The sequence below is a fragment of the Pseudonocardia sp. ICBG601 genome (genome assembly GCF_020496245.1).
On record NZ_JAHLJA010000236.1, the window covers coordinates 1 to 19,562 of the forward strand.

A 19,562-nucleotide genomic window follows, 5' to 3' on the forward strand; every position below is an offset into this window, starting at 1 on the left:
GCTCGAAGAAGATCACCGGGTCGTCGGAGACGATCGCCTGCTGGATCATCCAGTGCGCGCCGGCCGGGTCGAGCAGGTGACCACCTTGAGGCCCGCGACGTGCGCGAACAGCGACTCGGGCGACTCGGAGTGGTGCTCGACGGCACCGATCCCGCCGCCGTAGGGGATCCGGACGACGACCGGCCGCACCCCGGCCCTGCGTCCGGTACCGCAGCTTCGCCAGCTGGGACACGTCTGGTCGTAGCCGGGGAAGACGAACCCGTCGAACTGGATCTCGCAGACCGGGCGGACCCGCGCACCGCGAGTCCGATCGCGGCGCCGATGATCCCGGGACTCCGACAGCGGGGTGTCGAGCACGCGCTGCTCGCCGAAGTCCTTCTGCTGCAGCCCGTCGGTGTGATGCGAAGACGCCGCCGAGCCGGCCGACGTCCTCGCCCATGACCAGCACCTTGGGGTCGCGCTCCATCGCGGCACGCAGGCCCGTCGTTGAGCGCCTTGCCATCGTGGTCGGCACGGCTCAGCCCTCCTGTCGGCGAACGACGCGTGGTAGGCCAGGAACTCCTCGCGCTGGCGCTCCACCGTCGGCGACGGCTCGGCGTAGACCTGGGAGAACATCCCGCTCCGGGCCGGGCGGGGCATCGCCCGGCAGAAGGCCCGCATCCGCTCGCCCAGCGCGTCCGCCTCGGCCTCGACGGCGTCGAAGAAGTCGGCGCCGACGCCGTGCCGCCGGGCCAGGTGCACCCGCACCCCCGCTCGATCGGGTCCTTGAGCTTCCACAGCTCGACTCGTCGGCGAGCCGGTAGCGGGTCGCGTCGTCGGAGGTGGTGTGGGAGTCCATCCGGTAGGTGAACGCCTCGATCAGCACCGGGCCGTTGCCGGTGCGGCACTCGTCGAGCGCCCAGCGGGTGACGGCGAGGCGGCCAGCACGTCGTTGCCGTCCACCCGGACGCCGGGGAAGCCGTAGCCGCGGGCGCGCTGGTAGAGCGGCACCCGGGTCTGGCGCTCCGCGGGCACCGAGATCGCCCACTGGTTGTTCTGGCAGAAGAAGACCAGCGGCGCGTCGTAGGCGGCGGCCCAGACGAAGCCCTCGTGCACGTCGCCCTGGCTGGTGGCGCCGTCGCCGAAGTAGCAGATGGTGGCCTCACCCGTATCACCGTCGGCGGTGCCGACACCCGACACCGTCGGCGTGCCGACACCAGCGACACCGTCGGCGGTGCCGACACCAGCGACACTGCCGCCCACCTTGGACTCGAAGCGCTGGCCCATCGCGTAGCCGGCGGCGTTGAGGCACTGGTTGCCGATGACGATCGTGTACGGGTGAAACCGGGTCGCGACCGGGGTCCCAGGTGCCGTGGTCGGTCCCCCCGGAAGATGCCGAGCAGCTCGGTCGGGTCGACCCCGCGCGCACCAGGCGACGCCGTGCTCGCGGTAGCTGGGAAGCACTGTCCTCAGTCCTCGGGCGCGAGCGCGCGGCCGGCCCCGACCTGCGCGGCCTCCTGGCCGAGCAGCGGCACCCAGAGGCCGAGCTCGCCCTGCCGCTGCAGGGAGTTGCCCTCGCGGTCGGCGCGCCGGACCAGGACGAGGTCGCGGTAGAGCGACTGCAGGTCCTCGGCGGTGATGTCGGCGGCGTAGCGGTCGAACCGCTCGTCCGGCACCCGCTCGCCCTCGGGGGTGAGCAGCTGGACGAGCTCGGGCCCGCCCTCGTCGACGCCCTTCAGCCCCGCGACGACCTGGTCGTGGCTGGGCCGCGACCGCGGATCGGTCGGTATCCACGCCTGGGGTTCGTCCACGGCAGACCTCCTCGGTCGCACCGGGCGGGGTCACGCCCGGGAGCGTCGGCTCCGGGCCCGTGCGGGTGGTGCGGACCGGGACGCGCAGGCGCGTCACCGCCGATCCTGGCACGTCACCGGCCCCGAGGAGAACCGGTGCCCCGCAGGTCGACGCCTGGACGACGGACCATCGACGTCCCACATACGACGGTCCCGGCGCCCGGCCGGGACCGTCGTGGAGGGAGTCAGGCGCCGTGCGGACGCTCCGGGTTCGGCGGCGGGAACGCCGGGGGCTGCTGCGGGGTGCGCTGCGTCGGCGCGTCGGCACCGCCCGCCGGTACGGCGGGTTCCCGGCGACCGCGCGGGGCGGGGCGGGCGGGGTGGTGCCCGGCGAGCCGAAGCCGTAGCCGGGCTGCGGGATGCCCGCGGCGTCCTTCGCCTTGCGGGCGGCGCCGGCGATCTGGTTCGTGTACTTGCCCTTGGTCTGCTTGTCGACGAACTGGGCGGCGGGAGTCGAGGGCCTTGCCCGCCTGGTCCGGGTGGGACCGGGCGTAGCGGCGGGCGGCCTCGACCGCGCCCGGCCAGGACGGTGAGCCTGCGGAACAACGACATCGTCGAGGACCTCCGTGACGGTGGGGCGCCGCGTCGGTGCCGCGACGCCCGGTCGTCGCACCAACAGTAGGCGAACGTGCGCGGACCGGCGCGGGCTCGCGGCGTCATGGGACGAGCACGTAACGGATCGGCCGCCAGCGGCGGAACCCTCCCAAGTGGCAGGATCCCCGCCGTTCGACCCGGCATCATCTGGAAGGCAACCGCATGACGACCGCGAGGACCCGCAGTGTCCGCTCCCTGACCGGGATCGCACTGACCGCACTGACCGCACTGGTCCTGGCCGGCTGTGGTGCCGGCGGCGACGGCAGCGGGGGAGGCGGCTCCGCCGGAGCAACCGGTACCGACGCCCCGATCCCGGCCGTCGCCCAAGGACGACCGGCTCGCCGCCCTCGTCCCCGACGAGGTCAAGCGGGACGGCACGTGGGTCGTCGGCACCGACCCGACCTACCCGCCGAACGAGTTCACCGCCCCCGACGGCACGACGATCATCGGCATGGACGTCGACCTGGGCACCGCGGTCGCCCAGAAGCTGGGCCTGACCGCGCGGTTCGAGCAGAGCCAGTTCTCCGGGATCATCCCGGGCATCACCGGCGGCCGCTACGAGGCGGGCATCTCCTCGTTCACCAGTCAACCCCGAGCGCACCCAGGTCCTGGACATGGTCAGCTACTTCTCCGCGGGCACCAGCCTGGCGACCCGCAAGGGCAACCCGGACGGGATCGACCCGAACGACCTCTGCGGCAAGGCGATCGGCGTCCAGCAGGGCACCGTGCAGGTCGAGGACGTGCAGGCCCGCACCAAGAAGTGCACCGACGAGGGCAAGCCGGCCATCCAGATCACCGAGCTGCAGGCACAGACCGACGTGACGCTCGCGCTGAACTCGAACCGGATCGTCGCGATGCTCGCCGACTCCCCGGTCGCCGCCTACGCGCAGACCACCCAACGGTGCGGTCGAGGTCGTCGGGCAGCCCTACGACACCGCGCCGTACGGCATCGCGCTGAAGAAGAACGACGGCCAGTACGCCCAGGCCGTGCAGGGCGCGGTCCAGTCGCTGATCGACGACGGCACCTACAAGCGGATCCTCGACAAGTGGAACGTCGGCAACGGCGCGATCCCCACGTCCTCGGTGAACGGTGGCTGAGCCGGCGACCACCGGCGCCCGACCCGAACCCCGCGACGCGATCGGGGTCCGGCACCCCGGACGGTGGATCGCGATCGCGGTGCTCGCGGTCCTGGGCGCGATGCTGGTCAACTCGCTGCTGACCAACGAGAACTTCGGCTGGCCGGTGGTCGCGCAGTACCTGTTCGCCGGCCCGGTGCTGAACGGGCTCGCGAACACCCTGGTCCTGACCGTCCTGTCGATGCTGATCGGCATCATCGGCGGGATCGGGCTGGCGGTCATGCGGCTGTCGCCGAACCCGGTGCTGTCCGGGGTGTCCGGGGTCTACCTGTGGCTGTTCCGCGGCACCCCGCTGATCGCCCAGCTGCTGTTCTGGAGCTTCCTGTCCTCGCTCTACCCGAACCTGTCGCTCGGCATCCCGTTCGGCCCGGAGTTCGTCGTGTTCGACACGAACTCGCTGATCACGCCGTTCCTGGCGTGTCTGCTGGGCCTCGGCCTGAACGAGGCCGCGTACATGGCCGAGATCGTGCGCGGTGGCATCCAGTCGGTCGACCAGGGTCAGAGCGAGGCCGCCGGAGCACTCGGCATGACCCGCGCGCAGACCCTGCGCCGGGTCGTCCTCCCGCAGGCGATGCGGGTGATCATCCCGCCGACCGGCAACGAGACGATCGGCATGCTGAAGACGACGTCGCTGGTCGTCGTCATCGGCTACACCGACCTGCTCACCTCGGTGCAGCGGATCTACTCGACGAACTTCCAGACCATCCCGCTGCTCATCGTGGCCGCGGCCTGGTACCTGCTGCTGACCTCGCTGCTCACCGCGGGGCAGCGCGTCGTCGAACGTCGCTACGGCCGCGGCGTGGCCGGTGCGGTCACCGAGGCGACCCCGCTGGTGCGGCTGTTCTCGTTCCGGACCGGAGGGAAGACCTCGTGACCCCGATGGTGCGAGCCGAGTCGGTCGGCAAGAGCTTCGGCGACGTGGAGGTGCTGCGCGGGGTCGACCTCGTCGTCGAGCCGGGGCAGGTGTGCTGCGTGATCGGGCCGTCCGGCTCGGGCAAGTCGACCCTGCTGCGGTGCATCAACCACCTGGAGACCATCGACACCGGACGGCTGTGGGTCGACGGCGAGCTGATGGGGCTGCGCGAGGAGAACGGGAAGCTCTACCGGCTCCGCGACTCCGCGCTCGGCCGCCAGCGCCGCGAGGTCGGCATGGTGTTCCAGCGGTTCAACCTGTTCCCGCACCGCACCGCGGCGGAGAACGTGATGGAGGCGCCGGTCGTCGTGCGCCGCGAGTCCCGGGCGGCCGCGCGCGAGCGGGCGGTCGAGCTGCTCACCCGGGTCGGGCTCGGCGACCGCGCCGACGCCTACCCCGCGCAGCTGTCCGGCGGGCAGCAGCAGCGGGTGGCGATCGCCAGGGCGCTGGCGATGCGGCCGAAGCTGATGCTGTTCGACGAGCCGACCTCGGCGCTGGACCCGGAGCTGGTCGGCGAGGTGCTCGACGTGATGCGCGAGCTGGCCCGCGAGGGCATGACGATGGTCGTCGTAACTCACGAGATGGGTTTCGCCCGCGAGGTCGGCGATGCGCTGGTCTTCATGGACGACGGCCGGATCGTCGAGTCCGGTGACCCGCGCGCGGTGCTGTCGGACCCGAAGGAGGAGCGCACCCGCGCGTTCCTGTCGAAGGTGCTCTGAACGGTCGGGCGCAGGCCGCGGCCGGGTTAGCATCCGGGGATGTTCACCGCGGTGGCCTCCTCGTTCGACGAGTGGAGCGCGATCGCGGACACCGGTTTCGTCCCGCTCCGGGTCCGGCCCCCGGCCACGGGTCCGTCGGGGTTCCACGGCGAGATCGCCGGGTGCGCCGTCGACGGCCGGGTGGGCGTCTCCCGGATCGCCGCCGACCCGTGCCGGATGACCCGGTCCGGGTCGGTGGACGACGCACCGGACACGCTCTTCCTGTCGATCCAGCACAGCGGCGCGCTGCGGGTGGCCCAGGCGGGGCGGGTCGCCCGGGCCGTCGCCGGGGAGGCCGTGCTGTACCGCAGCCGGGACCGGCTGTCCCTGGTCTGCGAGGAGTCCACGTCCTGTGTGACGGTGCAGGTGACCGGGGAGTGCGCGGAGCGCGGCGGGACGGCCGTCGCCGCGGGGCTCGCGCGGACGATCCCGGCCCCGACGCCGGCGCTGCGCGTGCTGGCCGCGACGCTCGGCCCGCTCGGGCGGGCCGCCGGCGACCTGGGCCCGGTGCCCGCCGCCCGGATGTCGTCCGCCGTGCTCGAGATGCTCGGCGCCCTGCTCGGCTCGCTCGGGGGCACCGAGACGCTCCCGACCGGCCCGGTCGCCCTCGCCGCGACGATGCAACGGTTCGTCCTGGACCACCTCACCGACCCCGGCCTCTCCGTCGACACCGTCGCCCGGCGCTTCGGGGTCTCCGGCCGCTACGTCACCCGGGTGTTCGCCGAGGCGGGCCACCCGCCACCCGCCACGTTCCTGCGCGAGGAGCGGCTGCGGCGGGCCGCCCGGCTGCTCGACGGGGAGCACCGCCCGACGATCGCCGCCGTCCCCGCCCGGTGCGGGTTCGCCGACACGACCACCTTCACCCGGGCGTTCCGGCGCCGGTACGGAGTCACCCCGGGAGCGTGGGGCCGCCCGGGCGAGCCGCCCACCGGGCCGGCCCGGGGGCCCGGGTCCCCGCGGCGGTGAGCACCGTGGCGAGGTCGGCGGCGATCCCGGCGGCGTCGCGGGTGTCCGGCCAGAAAAGGACCGGGACCGCGGCGGGGTCGAGCAGGTAGGTCATCGCCGTGTGCGCCACGTCGTAGCCCGTCGGGGTGTCTCGGCGGCGGGCGAAGACCCGGAACGCCGCGGCCGCGTCGGCGGTCTGCTCCGCGGTCCCGGTCAGCCCGGTGAACCGGGGGTGGGTGGACCCGAGGTGGCTCCGCAGCCGGTCCGGGGTGTCGCGCGCGGGATCGACCGTGACGTAGAGCGGGACCACGACGGCGGCCGCCCCGCCCAGCCGGTCGAGCACGTCGTCGAGCAGGGCCAGTGCGCGGGGGCAGACCACCCGGCACGCGGTGAACCCGAACCGGACCAGCTGCCAGCGCCCGCGGTAGCTCGCCTCGGTGACCTCGACGCCGTGGTGGTTCACCAGCGAGTAGGTGGCCCGGATCGGCGGCCGGGTCACGGCACGGCCACCAGGTCGAGCGCGGGGCCGTCCGGCACGTCCAGCACCGACGGGGCGCGCGGGGTGAGCTCGGTGCCGCCCAGCCGAAGCCGGGCTCCGGCCGGGAGACCGGCCAGGGTCACGGTGCCTCCGCCCGGGACGGTCCGGTCGCGGCGCAGACGGGCGTGCAGCACACCGTCGACGACCTCGGCCCGGCTGACCTCCACGTCGCGGTCCACCACGGCGAGCCGGGGCGCGTCGTGGTGCCCGGGGGGCCAGGGATCGCGATAGAGGCCGCGCAGGCCGTCCTCGACGTTCAGCCGCGCGTAGCCGAGCAGGACGTTGCCGGTCATCGGCTCCACCTCGGTGCGCCGACCGTCGGCGTCGCAGGGGGTGTCGTCGCGCGGGTAGTAGAGGCCGCCGTCGCGCCGGGCCGGGGCCATGAACCGGTCCGCGTGGGCGAGCAGTCCGTCGAGGGTCTCCCGGTCGCCCATCTCCGAGGCCCAGGCCGCGACCCAGCCGAAGTCACAGGTGTCGGACACGATCGGCTGGCCCATGACCTGCCGGGCGGGTGCGGAGGGCACCGAGAGCGTCCCGTCGGGACCGGGGGTGAGGAAGTCGGCGACCTGGCGCGCGTAGTGACGGCGCACGAAGTCGCCGTTCCAGGTGTTCATCAGCGCACCGCACCAGGCGTCGACCCAGGGGGAGGGCTGCTCGTTGGGGCGTACCTCGCCGGTGTCCTGGGAGATCATCATGGCGTAGTGGCCGGAGCCGTCCAGCCGGCCGAAGTCGGCCCAGGCCCGCTCGTAGCCGGCCACGACGTCATCGGCGCGGGTGCCACCGGTGATCTGGTCGTGCAGCCGGAACCCGATGATCGCGGGCTGGTTGCAGATCTGGAACACGCAGTTCGGCTCGCAGGCGACACCGAGGTAGCCGCTGTCCACCATCAGCCAGTACAGGTGCTCGGTCAGGGAGTCCCGGTCGTAGGTGAACCGCTTCTCCGGCCCGCCCCAGAAGAACGACCAGTGCCGGAACGTGAGCGAGCCGGGGGCGGCGAAGTGGTCCGAGCCGAGGAGCTGGTCGTGCAGCGCGGCGCAGGACTGCACGTACGCCGAGTACATGATGTTGTCCCGGGCGACCGGGTCCCACTGCTCGGTGTAACCGTCGGAGAGGTGGGCGTTGAAGACCGAGCCGCCGCGGGAGACGTCGCGCCAGTAGAGCCACACCTCGGGCAGGAGCAGCTTCTCGACCAGCCTGCGGATCGTGGGGCCGAACAGGCCCGGTGCCGCGGGCAACCGGTGCCGGTGGGTGAGGGCGAGCCCGTAGACCATGTAGGCGAGCTGGAAGCGGTAGCCGCCGAAGTCGTCCTGGCTCACGCCCTTGCCCTGCATCAGCGACCAGTCGTTGGGCAGCTGCCGGGACAGGTTGTCCCAGTGCCGCAGGTGGCCGAGCTGCTCGCGGGTCAGGACCCCGTGGGACATCGCCGTCCTCCTCCCGGCGACCGCCCGCACCGCGGCCCGCCGTGGAGCAGTCTGGGCCCGCCCCCCGGGAGCCGGGCCGTCGTTCCCGGACCCGATGGGGGGCGTTGCGGGAACATCGGCCGCGGCGCTCAGCTCCGGGGGATGCGCCCCATCAGGAAGAACTCCGGGTTGGGGCGCAGCGCGGTCAGGTGCGCGAGCCGGTTTCGACATCGCGAACAGGGCGGTGATCGCGCCGACGTCCCAGATCTCGTCGGAGGTCAGGCCGGCGGCGCGGGCGTCGTCGAGGTCGGCCTCGGTCAGCGACTCCGAGCTCCGGGCGACCAGCAGGGCCAGGTCGACGATCGCGCGCTCGCGCTCCGACAGCTCGACCGCGTAGGGGTTGGTCGCAACGCGGTCGGCGATCTCCGGGTCCTTGTACCGGATCCGGAGGATCGCCCCGTGCGCGACGACGCAGTAGGTGCAGTTGTTGGCCCCCGAGGTGGCGACGACGACCAGCTCGCGTTCGGCCTTGGACAGTCCGTCGTCGGAGTCCATCAACGCGTCGTGGTAGTCCAGGAACGACCGCAGCTCCCGCGGGCGCCGGCCCAGGGCCCGGAACACGTTGGGGACGAACCCGGAGCGCTCGGCGATCGCGCCGATCCGCTCCGCCAGGTCCGGCGGAAGCCCGTCGAGGTCGACGTGCCCGAACCTGCTCACCTCGTGCTGTGCCATGTCCCGGACGTTAGTCGGGATCGGGCGCCGCGACCCCCGTCCGATAGGCCCACACGACGGTCTGCAGCCGGTCCCGGGTGCCGATCTTCGCCATCACCCGGCCCAGGTGCGACTTGACCGTCGACGTCTCGACGACCAGCTCCTCGGCGATCTCGGCGTTGGAGAGCCCGCGGGCCAGCATCCGCACGATCTCGGTCTCCCGCGGTGTCAGCGGGGCGACCCCGCCGTCGGGCGCGGTGTCCGGGGCGGGGCGGCGCCGCGCGAACTCGGCGATCACCCGGCGGGTGACGGCCCGGTCGATCAGCCCGTCGCCACGGGCGAGACGGCGGACGGCGTCGACGAGGTCGTCGGGGTGGGTGTCCTTGAGGACGAACCCGCTCGCGCCCGCCTCCAGCGCGCCGAACACGTAGTCGTCGAGGTCGAAGGTGGTGACGACGAGGACCGCGGGGACCGGGTCGTCGAGGCCGGTGATCTCCCGGGTCGCGACGAGCCCGTTCCCGCCGGGCATCCGGACGTCCATGCAGACCACGTCGGGCCGGTGCGCGCGCGCCAGCGCGACCGCCTCCGGCCCGCTCGCCGCCTCGCCGACGACCTCGACGTCGCCGGCCAGCTCCAGGAACATCCGGAACCCGGCCCGGACGACGGCCTGGTCGTCGGCCAGCAGCACCCTGATCACGCGCGTCCTCCTCCGGTCTCCGGGCCGGGGTCGTGCGGGACGACCAGGCGGACCTGCCAGCCGCCGTCGTCGGTCCGGACCGCGGAGAACGTCCCGCCGACCAGCTGCGCGCGCTCGCGCATCCCGGCCAGCCCGAACCCGCGGGTGCCCGGGGCGTCGGCGGAGGGTGCCGGGGTGCCGCGCGCCGGGCCGTTCACGACCTCGACGGTGACGCGGTCGTCGGCGTGGGTCACCGTCACCCGGACCGGGGCGCCGGGGGCGTGCTCACCGGCGTTGGCCAGTGCCTCCTGCACCACCCGGTAGCAGGTGACGTCGGCGACCGGGGACGGCTCGCCCGGGTCCCCGCGCCGGACCAGCTCCACCGGACCGCCCAGCTCCCGGGCCTGCTCCACGAGCCCGTCGAGCTCGGCGAGGCCGGGCACCGGGGTGTCGGCCTCGGCACCGCCCGCCCCCGGCTCCCGCAGCGCCCCGACGACCAGACGCAGGTCGTGCAGGGTGCGGCGACCCTGCTCCCGCAGCCGGGACGCCGTCCGCCGCGCCTCGTCCGGGTCCCGGTCCACCAGCCGCTCGACCACCGCGGCCTGCACCACCATCGCCGACAGGTGGTGCGCGGCGACGTCGTGCAGCTCGCGGGCCATCCGGGCCCGCTCCCGGGCGACGGCGGCGTCCGCCCGTTCCCGGTACGCCGCGACGACACCGGCGGTGTGCACCCGGTCCAGCTCGGCGTAGCGCCGCCGGGTCCGGAGGTACACACCGAGCAGCAGCGGGCCGCCGTAGACCAGGAGCGCCGACAGCACCTGCGAGGCGGCCAGTCCGCCCGCGCCGAGCAGCGCGTCGCCGGACGGGCGTACCGCGATCCCGGTGAGCACCACGGCCGTCTCGACGACCGCCGCGGCGCCGACCAGGGCCCCGGCCCGGCGCGCCGGGAGCCGCGACCCGCAGGTGCCGGCCGCGATCGCCGTCGCCGGGCCGCGCAGCGCCGCACCCACCGGCATCAGGACGACGTTCACCAGCCCCAGCCCGACCGTCAGCGCCAGACAGACCGCGGGGGCGGTGCGGCGCAGCGCCAGCAGCAGGTTCTGCACGGTCACCACCCCGAGTGCCAGCGCCACCGTGCCCGGCGCGAGACCCAGCTCCGCGGCCGGGCCCGGTGCCAGCACCACCGGGGTGACCACCGCGAGCGTCCCGGCCGCGACGAGCACCGCCAGCGCGGCGTCGCGGCGTCGCGGTCCGGCCAGGCCGAGCGCGGTGAGCCGGGCGTCGAGCCGTTCCGCGACCGTGCGGGGTGGCGGTTCGGGGTGCGGGTGCATGGGGTCTCCGGCCTCGGGTGGGGTGATCGTAGGGCTCAGTAGGTGAGGCTCGGCAGCAGCAGGCCCGCCACGACCGCCACCACCGCGATGCCGGCCAGGGCGAGCAGCAGCATCACCCGGCCGGTCACCGACCACGCACCGGCCCTGGCGCGCAGTGCGGTGACCACCCCGGCCGCCGCGACGGGCACGCCCACCACCCCGATCCACTGGAGCACCTGGAGCCCGCGCAGCACCGGGAGCGGCACCTCGCCCAGCGACGCAATCGTGAGCACCGAGACCACCCAGCCCGTGAGCGCGACGAGCGCCGCGAGCGCCGCAGCCCGGGTGAGACCGTGCGCGACCCGGTCGGCCCGCGGCCGGGTCGCGACGACCACGCCGTACCGGCGGCGCCACAGCGCCCCCGCCGGCCGGGCGACGAGCGCACCGAGGAGCACCACGACCGAGCCGGCCAGCACCGTGCCGAGCAGCGCCGCGTCACGCAGCGGGCCGACCGGCAGCTCGGTGAACGCCGCGTCGTGGCCCAGCGCGGTGACCCGGCCGTCGGCGTCGGTGCGCACGGCCAGCAGCCGCTGCCCGCCGACCTCCCGCCACAGCCCGGGCCGGACCTCGGCGTAGGCGGCAGGGCGGACGTCGTTCGGGGCGGGCGAGACCAGCAGCGTGCCGTCCGGCCGGGCCACCACGCGCATCTGGGCCAGCAGGTTCATCGCCCCCATGAAGGTGCTCTCCGACCGCCGGGCCGACTCGTAGGTCCCCGCGATCGCCGCGGCCCTGGCCGGGGTGCCCGCGTCCGGAGCCGGCGCCGGGCCCGCCGGACCGGGGAGGTAGCGGTCGGTGAACCCCTCGGTCACCGCGCGCCGCAGATCCAGGGTGTCCGCACCGCCGCGACCGCTGCTGTTCGTCGTGACGAACACCCCGATCCGCTCGGCCGGGTACAGCTGCAGGTGCGAGTGGAACCACTGGGTGTCGCCGCCGTGGCCGAGGACGAGGTGGCCGTTGCGGCTCTCGTCGAACAGCCCGAGTGCCATCCGCGGGCCGTCGGCGAGCGCGCCGAGGGTGTCCGGGCCCAGCGCCGGGCGCTGCATGAGTGCCCACGCGGCGGGGGAGAGCAGCGGGGTCGAACCGGGTGCGCCGAGCAGGGCCGAGGCGAACCGGCCCATGTCGGCGGCCGACGCACTGAGCGACCCCGCCGGGGCCGGGCTGACGAACTCGAACGGCATCGGCGGGGCGTCGACGCTGGTGTGGCCGTCCGACATCGCCGCGGCGGCGGCCGCGGGCAGCGGCTGCTCGAAGGTCGCGGTCGTCATCCCGGCGCGGTCGAGCACCTCGCGCTGCACGTACCGCTCGAAGGGCTCGCCGGTGACCCGCTCGACGACGTGCCCGGCCAGGCCGTAGCCGTAGTTGGAGTACGACGGCACGGTGCCGGGGGTGCTGACCTGCTCGGGCGGGTCGGTGGCGAGGAACTCCCGCAGCGACGGGCCACCCGGCCCGGTGCGGATGAGCCCGCGGATCTGCTCCTCGAAGCCCGCGGTGTGGCTCAGCAGGTTCCGCAGTGTCACCGGGCCGCGGGGCATCGGCACGTCGATGTCGAGATGGCGGCGGACGTCGGCGTCAAGGTCGACCAGGCCGCGGTCGGCGAGCTGCAGCACGGCGACCGCGGTGGCCACCTTCGACACCGACCCGACCCGGAACAGCGTCCGGGCGGGGTCGACCGGCCTGCCCGGTCCGGCCGAGCCGTAGCCGCGGGCGGCGAGCACCTGCCCGTCGCGTACGACGGTGACCGCGGCCCCGGCGATCCCGCTCCGGTCGAGCGCGGCGGGGACGAGGCCGTCCAGCCAGGCGCCGACGTCGGCGGCGGTGAGCGGGGCGGTCGGGACGGCCGTCCGCGGAGCCGGGTCGGGGGCCGGTGCGGCCGGGGCCGCACAGCCACCGACCAGGGCCGCGACCAGGAGGACGAGCAGGGCGACGGTGGCGGCGCTGCGGCGGGGCGGGCCGCCGGTCCGGCGTACGGTGATCATGTCGTCGAGCCTCGCCGGAACGGGCCCCCGGCACATCGGGCGCAGGTCGGCACTGCGGCCTACGACCTCCGACGGAGACGGCTCTTCCGCACCCGCGGCCCGATCCGGGACCATGTCGCGCCATGGGAGTCCCGGAGCAGGTCCGCACGCAGCTCGCGACCTGGTGCACCGAGCAGGTACCCGACGGCGAGAGCGACCGGCGCCGGATCGCCTACACCACCGCCGGCAACACCGTCACGATCCTCGACCGGCGGCCGCCCGCGTTCCCGGAGCTGGGTGCGGCGTGGTCGTCGACGGCACTGGCGCAGCTGCGGGTCGACGACCCCGGGCCGGGCAGCTGGACGCTGTACCGCGTCGCCGACCCCGGTTCGGGGCAGCGCTGGCAGCCGGCGGGGCCGCCGGACACCGACCCGTTCGTGCTGCTCGCGCGGGTCGCCGAGACGCTCCGCGCGAGCAGCTGACGCTCAGTCGTCCCGGCCGCCCGTGACCGCCGGGCGCGGGCCCGGTGCCATGGCCGACGGCGTCGACGGGCGGGACGGCTCGTCGTCGTGCGGGGTCGTGTCCGACCCGCGCGGAGCCGGGCGCGGCGCGGGCACCGACGGGTCGACGGTCTCGTGGGCGCCTGCCTGTCCGGCCTGCACCGGGACGGTGACCGGGACCTCCGGTGCCTCCGCGGCCGTCCGGGCGGCGGGGACCGACGGCAGCGTGGGCACGTCCGGGGCCCCGGGGCCCGGCCGCACGGCGGCGGTGCGGTCCCCGGTGCCGCGCAGGAACCGCGCCGAGGCCTGGTTCAGCACCTCGAGCAGTGTCGTCCCGGAGGAGGCGGCCCGCGGCTCGTCCCCGACGACGGCGAGCATCCGCGGCGCCGCCGCGGTCAGCAGCAGACCGTCGGCCTGCATCGCGCCCGCACCCAGCACGACCACCAGGTCGGCGGTGTCCGCCGGGGGCAGCGCGCCGAGGACGTCGTCGAGGGGCTCGCAGACGACCAGGCCGAAGCCGGGGACGCCACGGCCGGCGTCGGCCGCCCAGGTCTCGGCGAGCTGCGGGTGGGTCCGGGCGAGCTCGCCGAGCAGCCGGTCCAGCTCGTCGCGGTCGGCGACCTCGCGCCGGGCACGGTCGAGCTCCTCGAGCGCGTCGGCGTAGGCCTGCGGGTCGTGTGCCCGCAGCGCGTCCACGACGGCGTCGTGCTCCGGCGCCCGTGCCCCGTAGGGCACCCGGTCGGCGCAGGTGGCGGCCAGGCGTTCCAGCTCGTCGGCGGCCTCGGCGGGGTCGCCGTGCTCGTCGTAGTCGACGATCGCGCGGGCGACCCGCTCGGCGGCGGCCAGGTCCGGCACCGAGACCGGGGAGTCCTGCTGCAGGAACAGCACGTCGTGGCGCAGCGCGCCGACCGACCGGGCGGTCGCCGCCACCCGGTCCAGGGTGTCGGTGAGCGCGGGCAGCTCGGAGGGGTCATGTGGGATCGGCAGGCCCAGCACCGCGCACAGCCGCGCGATCTCGTCGTCGCGGCGCGCCAAGTCCAGGTGCCGGACGATCGCGACCACGTGGTCGTAGGTCTGCGGGGCCTCCCCGCCGACATGGAAGCGGCGCAGGTGCGGCTCGGCGTCCTTCTGCTCCTGCGGGCGGAAGTAGGACCGGGTCCGGCCGCCGGAGTCGAGGAAGTCCAGGTAGCGGCGGACGAGGTCGGCGCCGCCCTGGGGCAGCGGCTCCACGATCTCGACCGTGGGACCGGCGGCGTGCCGGGCGCGGTCGTCGCGCTGGCGGGCCGCGTGCCCCTGCAGCGCCTCGAACTCGGCGCGCAGTCCCTGGTGGACCAGGCGACCGACGACCTCGCGCAGCCGCTCGGCGTCCGGGGCCGCGGCGATGGCCTGCAGCGAGCCCAGGACGCACCGGGAGACCTGGGTGACGGCCCCGCGCCGGGCGGCGTCGAGATCGCGCAGCAGACCGGGGACGATCCGGGCCTCGCCGGTCTCGGCACCGGCCACGACCCGTGCGGCCCGCTCGCAGCAGCCCGCGACGTCGGCCGGGTCGGGCATGCCGTCGGCGTCGGGGAGGCGCTGGCCGCGCCGGGCGGTACGGTCCGCGCCGACCCGGGCCAGCAGGCGGCGCAGCCGCTGCAGCTCGCGGACCGGCAGCTCCGGGAACGAGGTGGCGACCCGGCCCTCCACGCTCACCGGCAGCGAGTCGTGCACCGCGGCGACCCGCTCGGCGGACGCACCGGTCAGCAGTACGCGCATGCCGTAGCCGGTCAGCTCGGCCAGCGCCCTGGCGAGCTCGCCGGGGCTGCTGTCGGAGAGCACGACGAGCGGCTCCTCGGCCACCACGCCGAGCAGTGTCGACGGGTGGGCGGGGTCCTCCTCGGAGCGCGGCGGGGCCGCGGCCCCCAGCGCGGTCGACAGGGTCCGCAGACCGGCCGGCACCCGGCCGGCGCGCAGTTCGGCGGTGATCCGCGCCGCCGCCGACCGCGGTGCCCCTCCGCCGCGGCCGGCCGACGCCAGCCCTTCGACGAACGCGACGAGCGCGTCGATGTCCGTGTCCTCGGACACCCGGACGTCCAGCATCTCGTCTCACACCTCCGCCGTACCCGTGTCGTCGCCCCGGGGACGACGTTCACGGTGTGTATCGCCGTGGACGGCCCGGTGTTCCGCCTCCGCCGTGATCGTCCGGCCGGGACCGGCCGACCGCCGTCACGAGGAGCGACGGAGCCGTGTCCCGTTCGGGGTACACGGCGGGTGCGGGATCGCCGTTCGGACGTCCCCGATTTCCCGCGAAAGGCTACCGGTCAGGGCTCTACGCTGGGCCGATCTCGTCGAGACCGGGCAACGTCGCCCCTTTCGGCGTCCTTCGCTGTCCACACTGAGCGACCGAGGCAGTTCAAACACTGCCCCATCGGAGTGAATTTACCCGATCAGCAACAGCGGGCGGAGGGAACACGGTCCTGGCGGTCGGTCCGCTCCCGCCAGAACTCGCGCTCACCCAGCACCGGCGCACCGGGGTGGTGGGCCGCCCGATGGGCCAGGTACCGCTCGTAGTCGCGCTCCCCGGCGAGCTCGCGCAGGAACGTCCAGAACGCCCGGAGCCGGCTCATCCGGAGCCCCCGGCCCTGGCGAGCTCGCGTTCGGAGCAGGTGGGGATCAGCCCGGCAGGGGCCTGGATCCGGGACTCGACGTACGGGTCCTCGGAGCCGCCGGGCAGCGGGCGTCCGCTCAGCGCGGCGACCCACACCCGGACCGAGTCGGCCAGGACGATCACGATGAGCAGCGCGAACAGGGCGGTGAGCACGGTGTCGACGGTCGTGTTCACCACCACCTTCTGCATGGCCTCGACGGTCCTGGCGGTGCCCAGGCTCGTCTTCCCGGCGTCGAGCGCGGCCTGGTACTGGTCGCGCTGGGCCCAGAACCCGAGCTTGGGGTTGTCGGAGAAGATCTTCTGGTAGCTCGCGGTCAGGGTGACGACGGCGTCGAACACCAGCGGGACCAGCGTGATCGGTGCGTAGCGGGCACGGCCGGAGCGGATCAGCAGCGTGGTGCAGACGGCCAGTGCGACGGCGGCGAGGAGCTGGTTGGCGATGCCGAACAGCGGGAAGAGCTGGTAGATGCCGCCCAGCGGGTCGTTGACGCCGGCGTAGAGCAGGTAGCCCCATGCCCCGACGATGACGGCGCTGCAGATCCAGGCGCCCGGCCGCCAGCTGGTGTCGCGGAAGCGCGGCACCACGTTGCCGATCGTGTCCTGCAGGATGAAGCGTCCGACGCGGGTGCCGGCGTCCACCGTGGTGAGGATGAACAGCGCCTCGAACATGAGAAACGAAGTGGTACCAGAAGGCGCGCATCGCGTCGCCGCCGAAGACCTGGGAGAACACCGTCGACAGCCCGACGGCCAGGGTCGGCGCCCCGCCGGAGCGGCCGACCAGTGTGTGCTCCTCCACTGCCTGCGCGGCCGCGGTGAGGTCGGCCGGGGAGATGGTGAACCCGATCTGCGCCACCGCGGCGGAGGCGGTCTCGACGGTCGGCCCGAGCACCGTCGCGGGCATGTTCATCGCGAAGTAGAGGCCGGGGTCGAGGATGCAGGCCGCGGCCAGTGCCATGATCGCGACGAAGGACTCGGTGAGCATCGCGCCGTAGCCGATGACCCGGATCTGGGACTCCTTCTGGATCAGCTTCGGCGTCGTGCCCGAGGCGACCAGGGCGTGGAACCCGGACAGGGCACCACAGGCGATGGTGATGAAGACGAACGGGAACAGCGAGCCCGCCGCGACCGGGCCCTGCCCGTCGGAGGCGAACCGGGTCAGCGCGTCCATCTGCAGCGACGGCCAGGCCAGCAGGATCGAGGCGGCGAGCAGCACGACCACGCCGACCTTCATGAACGACGACAGGTAGTCGCGCGGCGCGAGCAGCATCCAGACCGGCAGCACCGAGGCGGCGAAGCCGTAGACCACCAGCGCGAGGGTCAGCTGGTTCGCGGTCAGGTGGAAGACCTCGCCCCACGACGAGTTCTGCACCCAGCCGCCGCCGACGATGGCCAGCAGCATCAGCGCGACGCCGAGCACCGAGACCTCGATGATCTTCCCGGGCGCAGGTAGCGCAGGTAGAAGCCCATGAACAGGGCGATCGGGATCGTCATCGCGAGCGAGAACGTGCCCCACGGCGAGTCGGCCAGGGCCTGGACGACGACCAGCGCCAGCACCGCCAGCAGGATCACCATGATGGCGAGGACGGCGACGATGGCCGCCGTCCCGCCGACCGGCCCGATCTCCTCGCGGGCCATCTGGCCGAGGCTGCGCCCGCTCCGGCGGGTGGAGAAGAACAGCGTGACCATGTCCTGGACCGCGCCCGCGAACACGACCCCGACGATGATCCAAATCGTGCCGGGCAGGTAGCCCATCTGTGCCGCGAGCACCGGGCCGACCAGCGGGCCCGCGCCGGCGATGGCCGCGAAGTGGTGACCGAACAGCACCCGCCGGTCGGTGGGCTGGAAGTCCTGCCCGTCGTCGAGACGTTCGGCCGGTGTGGCGCGGGTGTCGTCCACGCGCAACGCGCGGTGGGCGATGAAGCGGGAGTAGAAGCGGTAGGCGATCGCGTAGGAGGCGACGGCGGCGAACACCAGCCAGGCCGCGGAGATCTCCTCGCCGCGGGTGAACGCGACGATCGACCAGGCGATCGCGCCCACCACCGCCACCGCGACCCAGATCGCAATCTGCCTCGGGTCGCGACGACGGGTCGTGCCCGTCCCCCCGGTCCCCGGTTCTCCCGGTCGCTCCGTCGTGACCATGCCGTCCCCCGCTCGTGCACCGTGCGCGACCGACGCCGTCGTGGGGCCGGCCCGATCGGGAACGTTACGTCGGGCAACGTTGCCTGTCACCGGTCCGGGGACGCCGTTACCGAGTCTCGACCGGCCGCGTCCTTCCCGATCCGGGGACACCCACCTCACGGGCCCCGTGCAGGCGCAGCACGGAGCCCCCGCACACCGGACGGCGTGTGGGGGCTCCGTGGGTCTCGCGCGGCAGGGGCCGCGGTGGGTCAGGCGCCGAGGCGCTGCTTCAGGGCCTCGAACTCGTCGCGGATCGAGGTCGGGAGGTTGTCGTCGCCGATCTTGGCGAACCACTCCTCGATCAGCGGGATCTCGGCCTTCCACTCCTCGACGTCGACCGCGAGGGCCTCCTCGACGTCGGCGCGCTCGGCGTCGACCCCCTCGAGGTCGATCTGGTCGACGGTGGGCACGAAGCCGATGGGGGTGTCGACGGCGGCCGCCGTGCCCTCCATGCGCTGGATGCACCACTTGAGGACGCGGCTGTTCTCACCGAAGCCGGGCCACAGGAAGCGGCCGTCCTCGCCGCGGCGGAACCAGTTGACGTAGAAGATCTTCGGGAGCTTCTCGGCGTCGGCGCTCTTGCCGAGGTTCACCCAGTGCGCGAAGTAGTCGCCGACGTTGTAGCCGAGGAACGGCAGCATCGCCATCGGGTCGCGCCGGACCTGGCCGAGACCGCCGGCCGCGGCCGCGGTCTTCTCCGAGGACATGGTGGCGCCCATGAAGGTGCCGTGCTGCCAGCTGCGGGCCTCGGTGACCAGCGGGATCGTGGTCTTGCGGCGGCCACCGAACAGGATGGCCGAGATCGGCACGCCGTTCGGGTCCTGCCACTCCGGCGCGACGACCGGGCACTGCGCGATCGGCACGGTGTAGCGCGAGTTCGGGTGCGCGGCGTCGGTGCCGGACTCGGGGGTCCAGTCGTTGCCCTTCCAGTCGGTGAGGTGCTGGGGGTCGCCCTCCAGGCCCTCCCACCAGACGTCGCCGTCGTCGGTCAGCGCGACGTTGGTGAAGAGCGCGTTGCCCTCCTCGATGGTGCGCATCGCGTTGGGGTTGGTCTTCCAGTTGGTGCCCGGCGCGACACCGAAGAAGCCGAACTCCGGGTTGATGGCGTAGAGTCGGCCGTCCTCACCGAAGCGCATCCAGGCGATGTCGTCACCGACGGTCTCGGCGCGCCAGCCGGGATGGTCGGCTGCAGCATCGCCAGGTTGGTCTTGCCGCAGGCGCTCGGGAAGGCCGCCGCGACGTAGTAGGCCTTCTCCTCCGGGCTGATGAGCTTGAGGATCAGCATGTGCTCGGCGAGCCAGCCCTCGTCGTGGGCCATCGCCGAGGCGATGCGCAGCGCGTAGCACTTCTTGCCGAGCAGGGCGTTGCCGCCGTAGCCGGAGCCGTAGCTCCAGATCTCCCAGGTCTCCGG

At 74.0% G+C, this 19,562-nt stretch carries 16 protein-coding genes and 4 pseudogenes; 6 read left to right on the forward strand and 14 right to left on the reverse strand.

The features are described from left to right. Positions 1 to 45: 45 nt before the first annotated feature. The 3 genes from KPL57_RS63070 to KPL57_RS71510 all read right to left on the reverse strand — a co-directional run bounded on the left by KPL57_RS63070 (position 46) and on the right by KPL57_RS71510 (position 1,790). The gene (locus KPL57_RS63070) at positions 46 to 747 is read right to left on the reverse strand and encodes a hypothetical protein (RefSeq protein WP_226359211.1); all 702 of its coding nucleotides are present in this window, start codon (positions 745 to 747) and stop codon (positions 46 to 48) included. A gap of 111 nt (positions 748 to 858) precedes the next feature. Next, the gene (locus tag KPL57_RS71505; protein ID WP_308253490.1) at positions 859 to 1,443 is read right to left on the reverse strand and encodes a thiamine pyrophosphate-dependent enzyme; all 585 of its coding nucleotides are present in this window, start codon (positions 1,441 to 1,443) and stop codon (positions 859 to 861) included. 5 nt (positions 1,444 to 1,448) lie between these two features. Continuing rightward, a complete protein-coding gene (locus tag KPL57_RS71510) occupies positions 1,449 to 1,790 on the reverse strand; it encodes a hypothetical protein (protein WP_226359212.1) in 342 nt (113 codons plus the stop codon). A gap of 233 nt (positions 1,791 to 2,023) precedes the next feature. Between KPL57_RS71510 and KPL57_RS71515 the strand changes: the two genes are divergently transcribed. Both KPL57_RS71515 and KPL57_RS71520 read left to right on the forward strand, forming a co-directional pair. After that, entirely contained in the window at positions 2,024 to 2,176 is a 153-nt protein-coding gene (locus tag KPL57_RS71515) for a hypothetical protein (protein ID WP_226359213.1), read from the forward strand. Positions 2,177 to 2,670: 494 nt separating this feature from the next. Beyond that, positions 2,671 to 2,955 (forward strand): annotated as a pseudogene (locus tag KPL57_RS71520) (transporter substrate-binding domain-containing protein); the annotation flags it as partial. A gap of 46 nt (positions 2,956 to 3,001) precedes the next feature. On the opposite strand, the gene KPL57_RS73600 reads toward KPL57_RS71520, so the two are convergent. Beyond that, positions 3,002 to 3,322: a hypothetical protein gene (locus KPL57_RS73600; RefSeq protein WP_374203981.1), complete on the reverse strand. Its 321-nt coding sequence runs from the start codon at positions 3,320 to 3,322 to the stop codon at positions 3,002 to 3,004. 191 nt (positions 3,323 to 3,513) lie between these two features. Here KPL57_RS73600 and KPL57_RS63095 point away from each other — a divergent pair, with 191 nt between their 5' ends. Genes KPL57_RS63095 through KPL57_RS63105 form a run of 3 tightly spaced genes read left to right on the forward strand, consistent with a single transcriptional unit; the run spans position 3,514 to position 6,197 of the window. Then, positions 3,514 to 4,434 carry an amino acid ABC transporter permease gene (locus tag KPL57_RS63095; protein ID WP_020627782.1) on the forward strand — a complete coding sequence of 307 codons (921 nt, stop codon included), beginning with the start codon at positions 3,514 to 3,516 and terminating at the stop codon, positions 4,432 to 4,434. A gap of 5 nt (positions 4,435 to 4,439) precedes the next feature. Beyond that, the gene (locus tag KPL57_RS63100; protein ID WP_043282125.1) at positions 4,440 to 5,192 is read left to right on the forward strand and encodes an amino acid ABC transporter ATP-binding protein; all 753 of its coding nucleotides are present in this window, start codon (positions 4,440 to 4,442) and stop codon (positions 5,190 to 5,192) included. Positions 5,193 to 5,231: 39 nt separating this feature from the next. Beyond that, complete coding sequence (locus KPL57_RS63105; RefSeq protein WP_226359214.1) at positions 5,232 to 6,197, forward strand: helix-turn-helix domain-containing protein; 966 nt, start codon at positions 5,232 to 5,234, stop codon at positions 6,195 to 6,197. Here KPL57_RS63105 and KPL57_RS63110 read toward each other — a convergent pair. From KPL57_RS63110 to KPL57_RS63135, 6 genes and pseudogenes are all read right to left on the reverse strand, one after another. Continuing rightward, positions 6,121 to 6,675, reverse strand: a complete 555-nt coding sequence (locus tag KPL57_RS63110) for an SCO family protein (RefSeq protein WP_226359215.1) — start codon at positions 6,673 to 6,675, stop codon at positions 6,121 to 6,123. The genes KPL57_RS63105 and KPL57_RS63110 overlap by 77 nt on opposite strands. Further along, positions 6,672 to 8,135, reverse strand: coding sequence for a hypothetical protein (locus KPL57_RS63115; protein WP_308253492.1), 1,464 nt, complete (start codon positions 8,133 to 8,135; stop codon positions 6,672 to 6,674). Before KPL57_RS63115 ends, KPL57_RS63110 begins: the two co-directional genes overlap by 4 nt. Positions 8,136 to 8,263: 128 nt before the next feature. After that, positions 8,264 to 8,846 (reverse strand): annotated as a pseudogene (locus KPL57_RS63120) (peroxidase-related enzyme). Between the two features lie 10 nt (positions 8,847 to 8,856). Continuing rightward, positions 8,857 to 9,522: a response regulator transcription factor gene (locus KPL57_RS63125; protein ID WP_226359216.1), complete on the reverse strand. Its 666-nt coding sequence runs from the start codon at positions 9,520 to 9,522 to the stop codon at positions 8,857 to 8,859. Continuing rightward, positions 9,519 to 10,832 carry a sensor histidine kinase gene (locus KPL57_RS63130; RefSeq protein ID WP_226359217.1) on the reverse strand — a complete coding sequence of 438 codons (1,314 nt, stop codon included), beginning with the start codon at positions 10,830 to 10,832 and terminating at the stop codon, positions 9,519 to 9,521. Before KPL57_RS63130 ends, KPL57_RS63125 begins: the two co-directional genes overlap by 4 nt. Before the next feature lie 35 nt (positions 10,833 to 10,867). Then, complete coding sequence (locus KPL57_RS63135; protein WP_226359218.1) at positions 10,868 to 12,847, reverse strand: serine hydrolase domain-containing protein; 1,980 nt, start codon at positions 12,845 to 12,847, stop codon at positions 10,868 to 10,870. Positions 12,848 to 12,969: 122 nt separating this feature from the next. Between KPL57_RS63135 and KPL57_RS63140 the strand changes: the two genes are divergently transcribed. Beyond that, on the forward strand, positions 12,970 to 13,308 hold the full coding sequence (locus tag KPL57_RS63140; protein WP_075309341.1) for a hypothetical protein: 339 nt from the start codon (positions 12,970 to 12,972) through the stop codon (positions 13,306 to 13,308). A gap of 3 nt (positions 13,309 to 13,311) precedes the next feature. Here the strand turns inward: KPL57_RS63140 and KPL57_RS63145 are convergent, their stop codons facing one another. From KPL57_RS63145 to KPL57_RS63160, 4 genes and pseudogenes are all read right to left on the reverse strand, one after another. Next, the gene (locus tag KPL57_RS63145; RefSeq protein WP_226359219.1) at positions 13,312 to 15,405 is read right to left on the reverse strand and encodes a hypothetical protein; all 2,094 of its coding nucleotides are present in this window, start codon (positions 15,403 to 15,405) and stop codon (positions 13,312 to 13,314) included. A 347-nt stretch (positions 15,406 to 15,752) separates the two neighbouring features. After that, positions 15,753 to 15,932, reverse strand: a complete 180-nt coding sequence (locus KPL57_RS63150) for a YbdD/YjiX family protein (protein WP_226359220.1) — start codon at positions 15,930 to 15,932, stop codon at positions 15,753 to 15,755. Continuing rightward, a pseudogene (locus KPL57_RS63155) lies at positions 15,929 to 18,112 on the reverse strand (carbon starvation CstA family protein). The gene KPL57_RS63150 and the pseudogene KPL57_RS63155 overlap by 4 nt, the downstream one beginning before the upstream one ends. A 248-nt stretch (positions 18,113 to 18,360) precedes the next feature. Next, positions 18,361 to 19,562, reverse strand: a pseudogene (locus tag KPL57_RS63160) (phosphoenolpyruvate carboxykinase (GTP)); the annotation flags it as partial.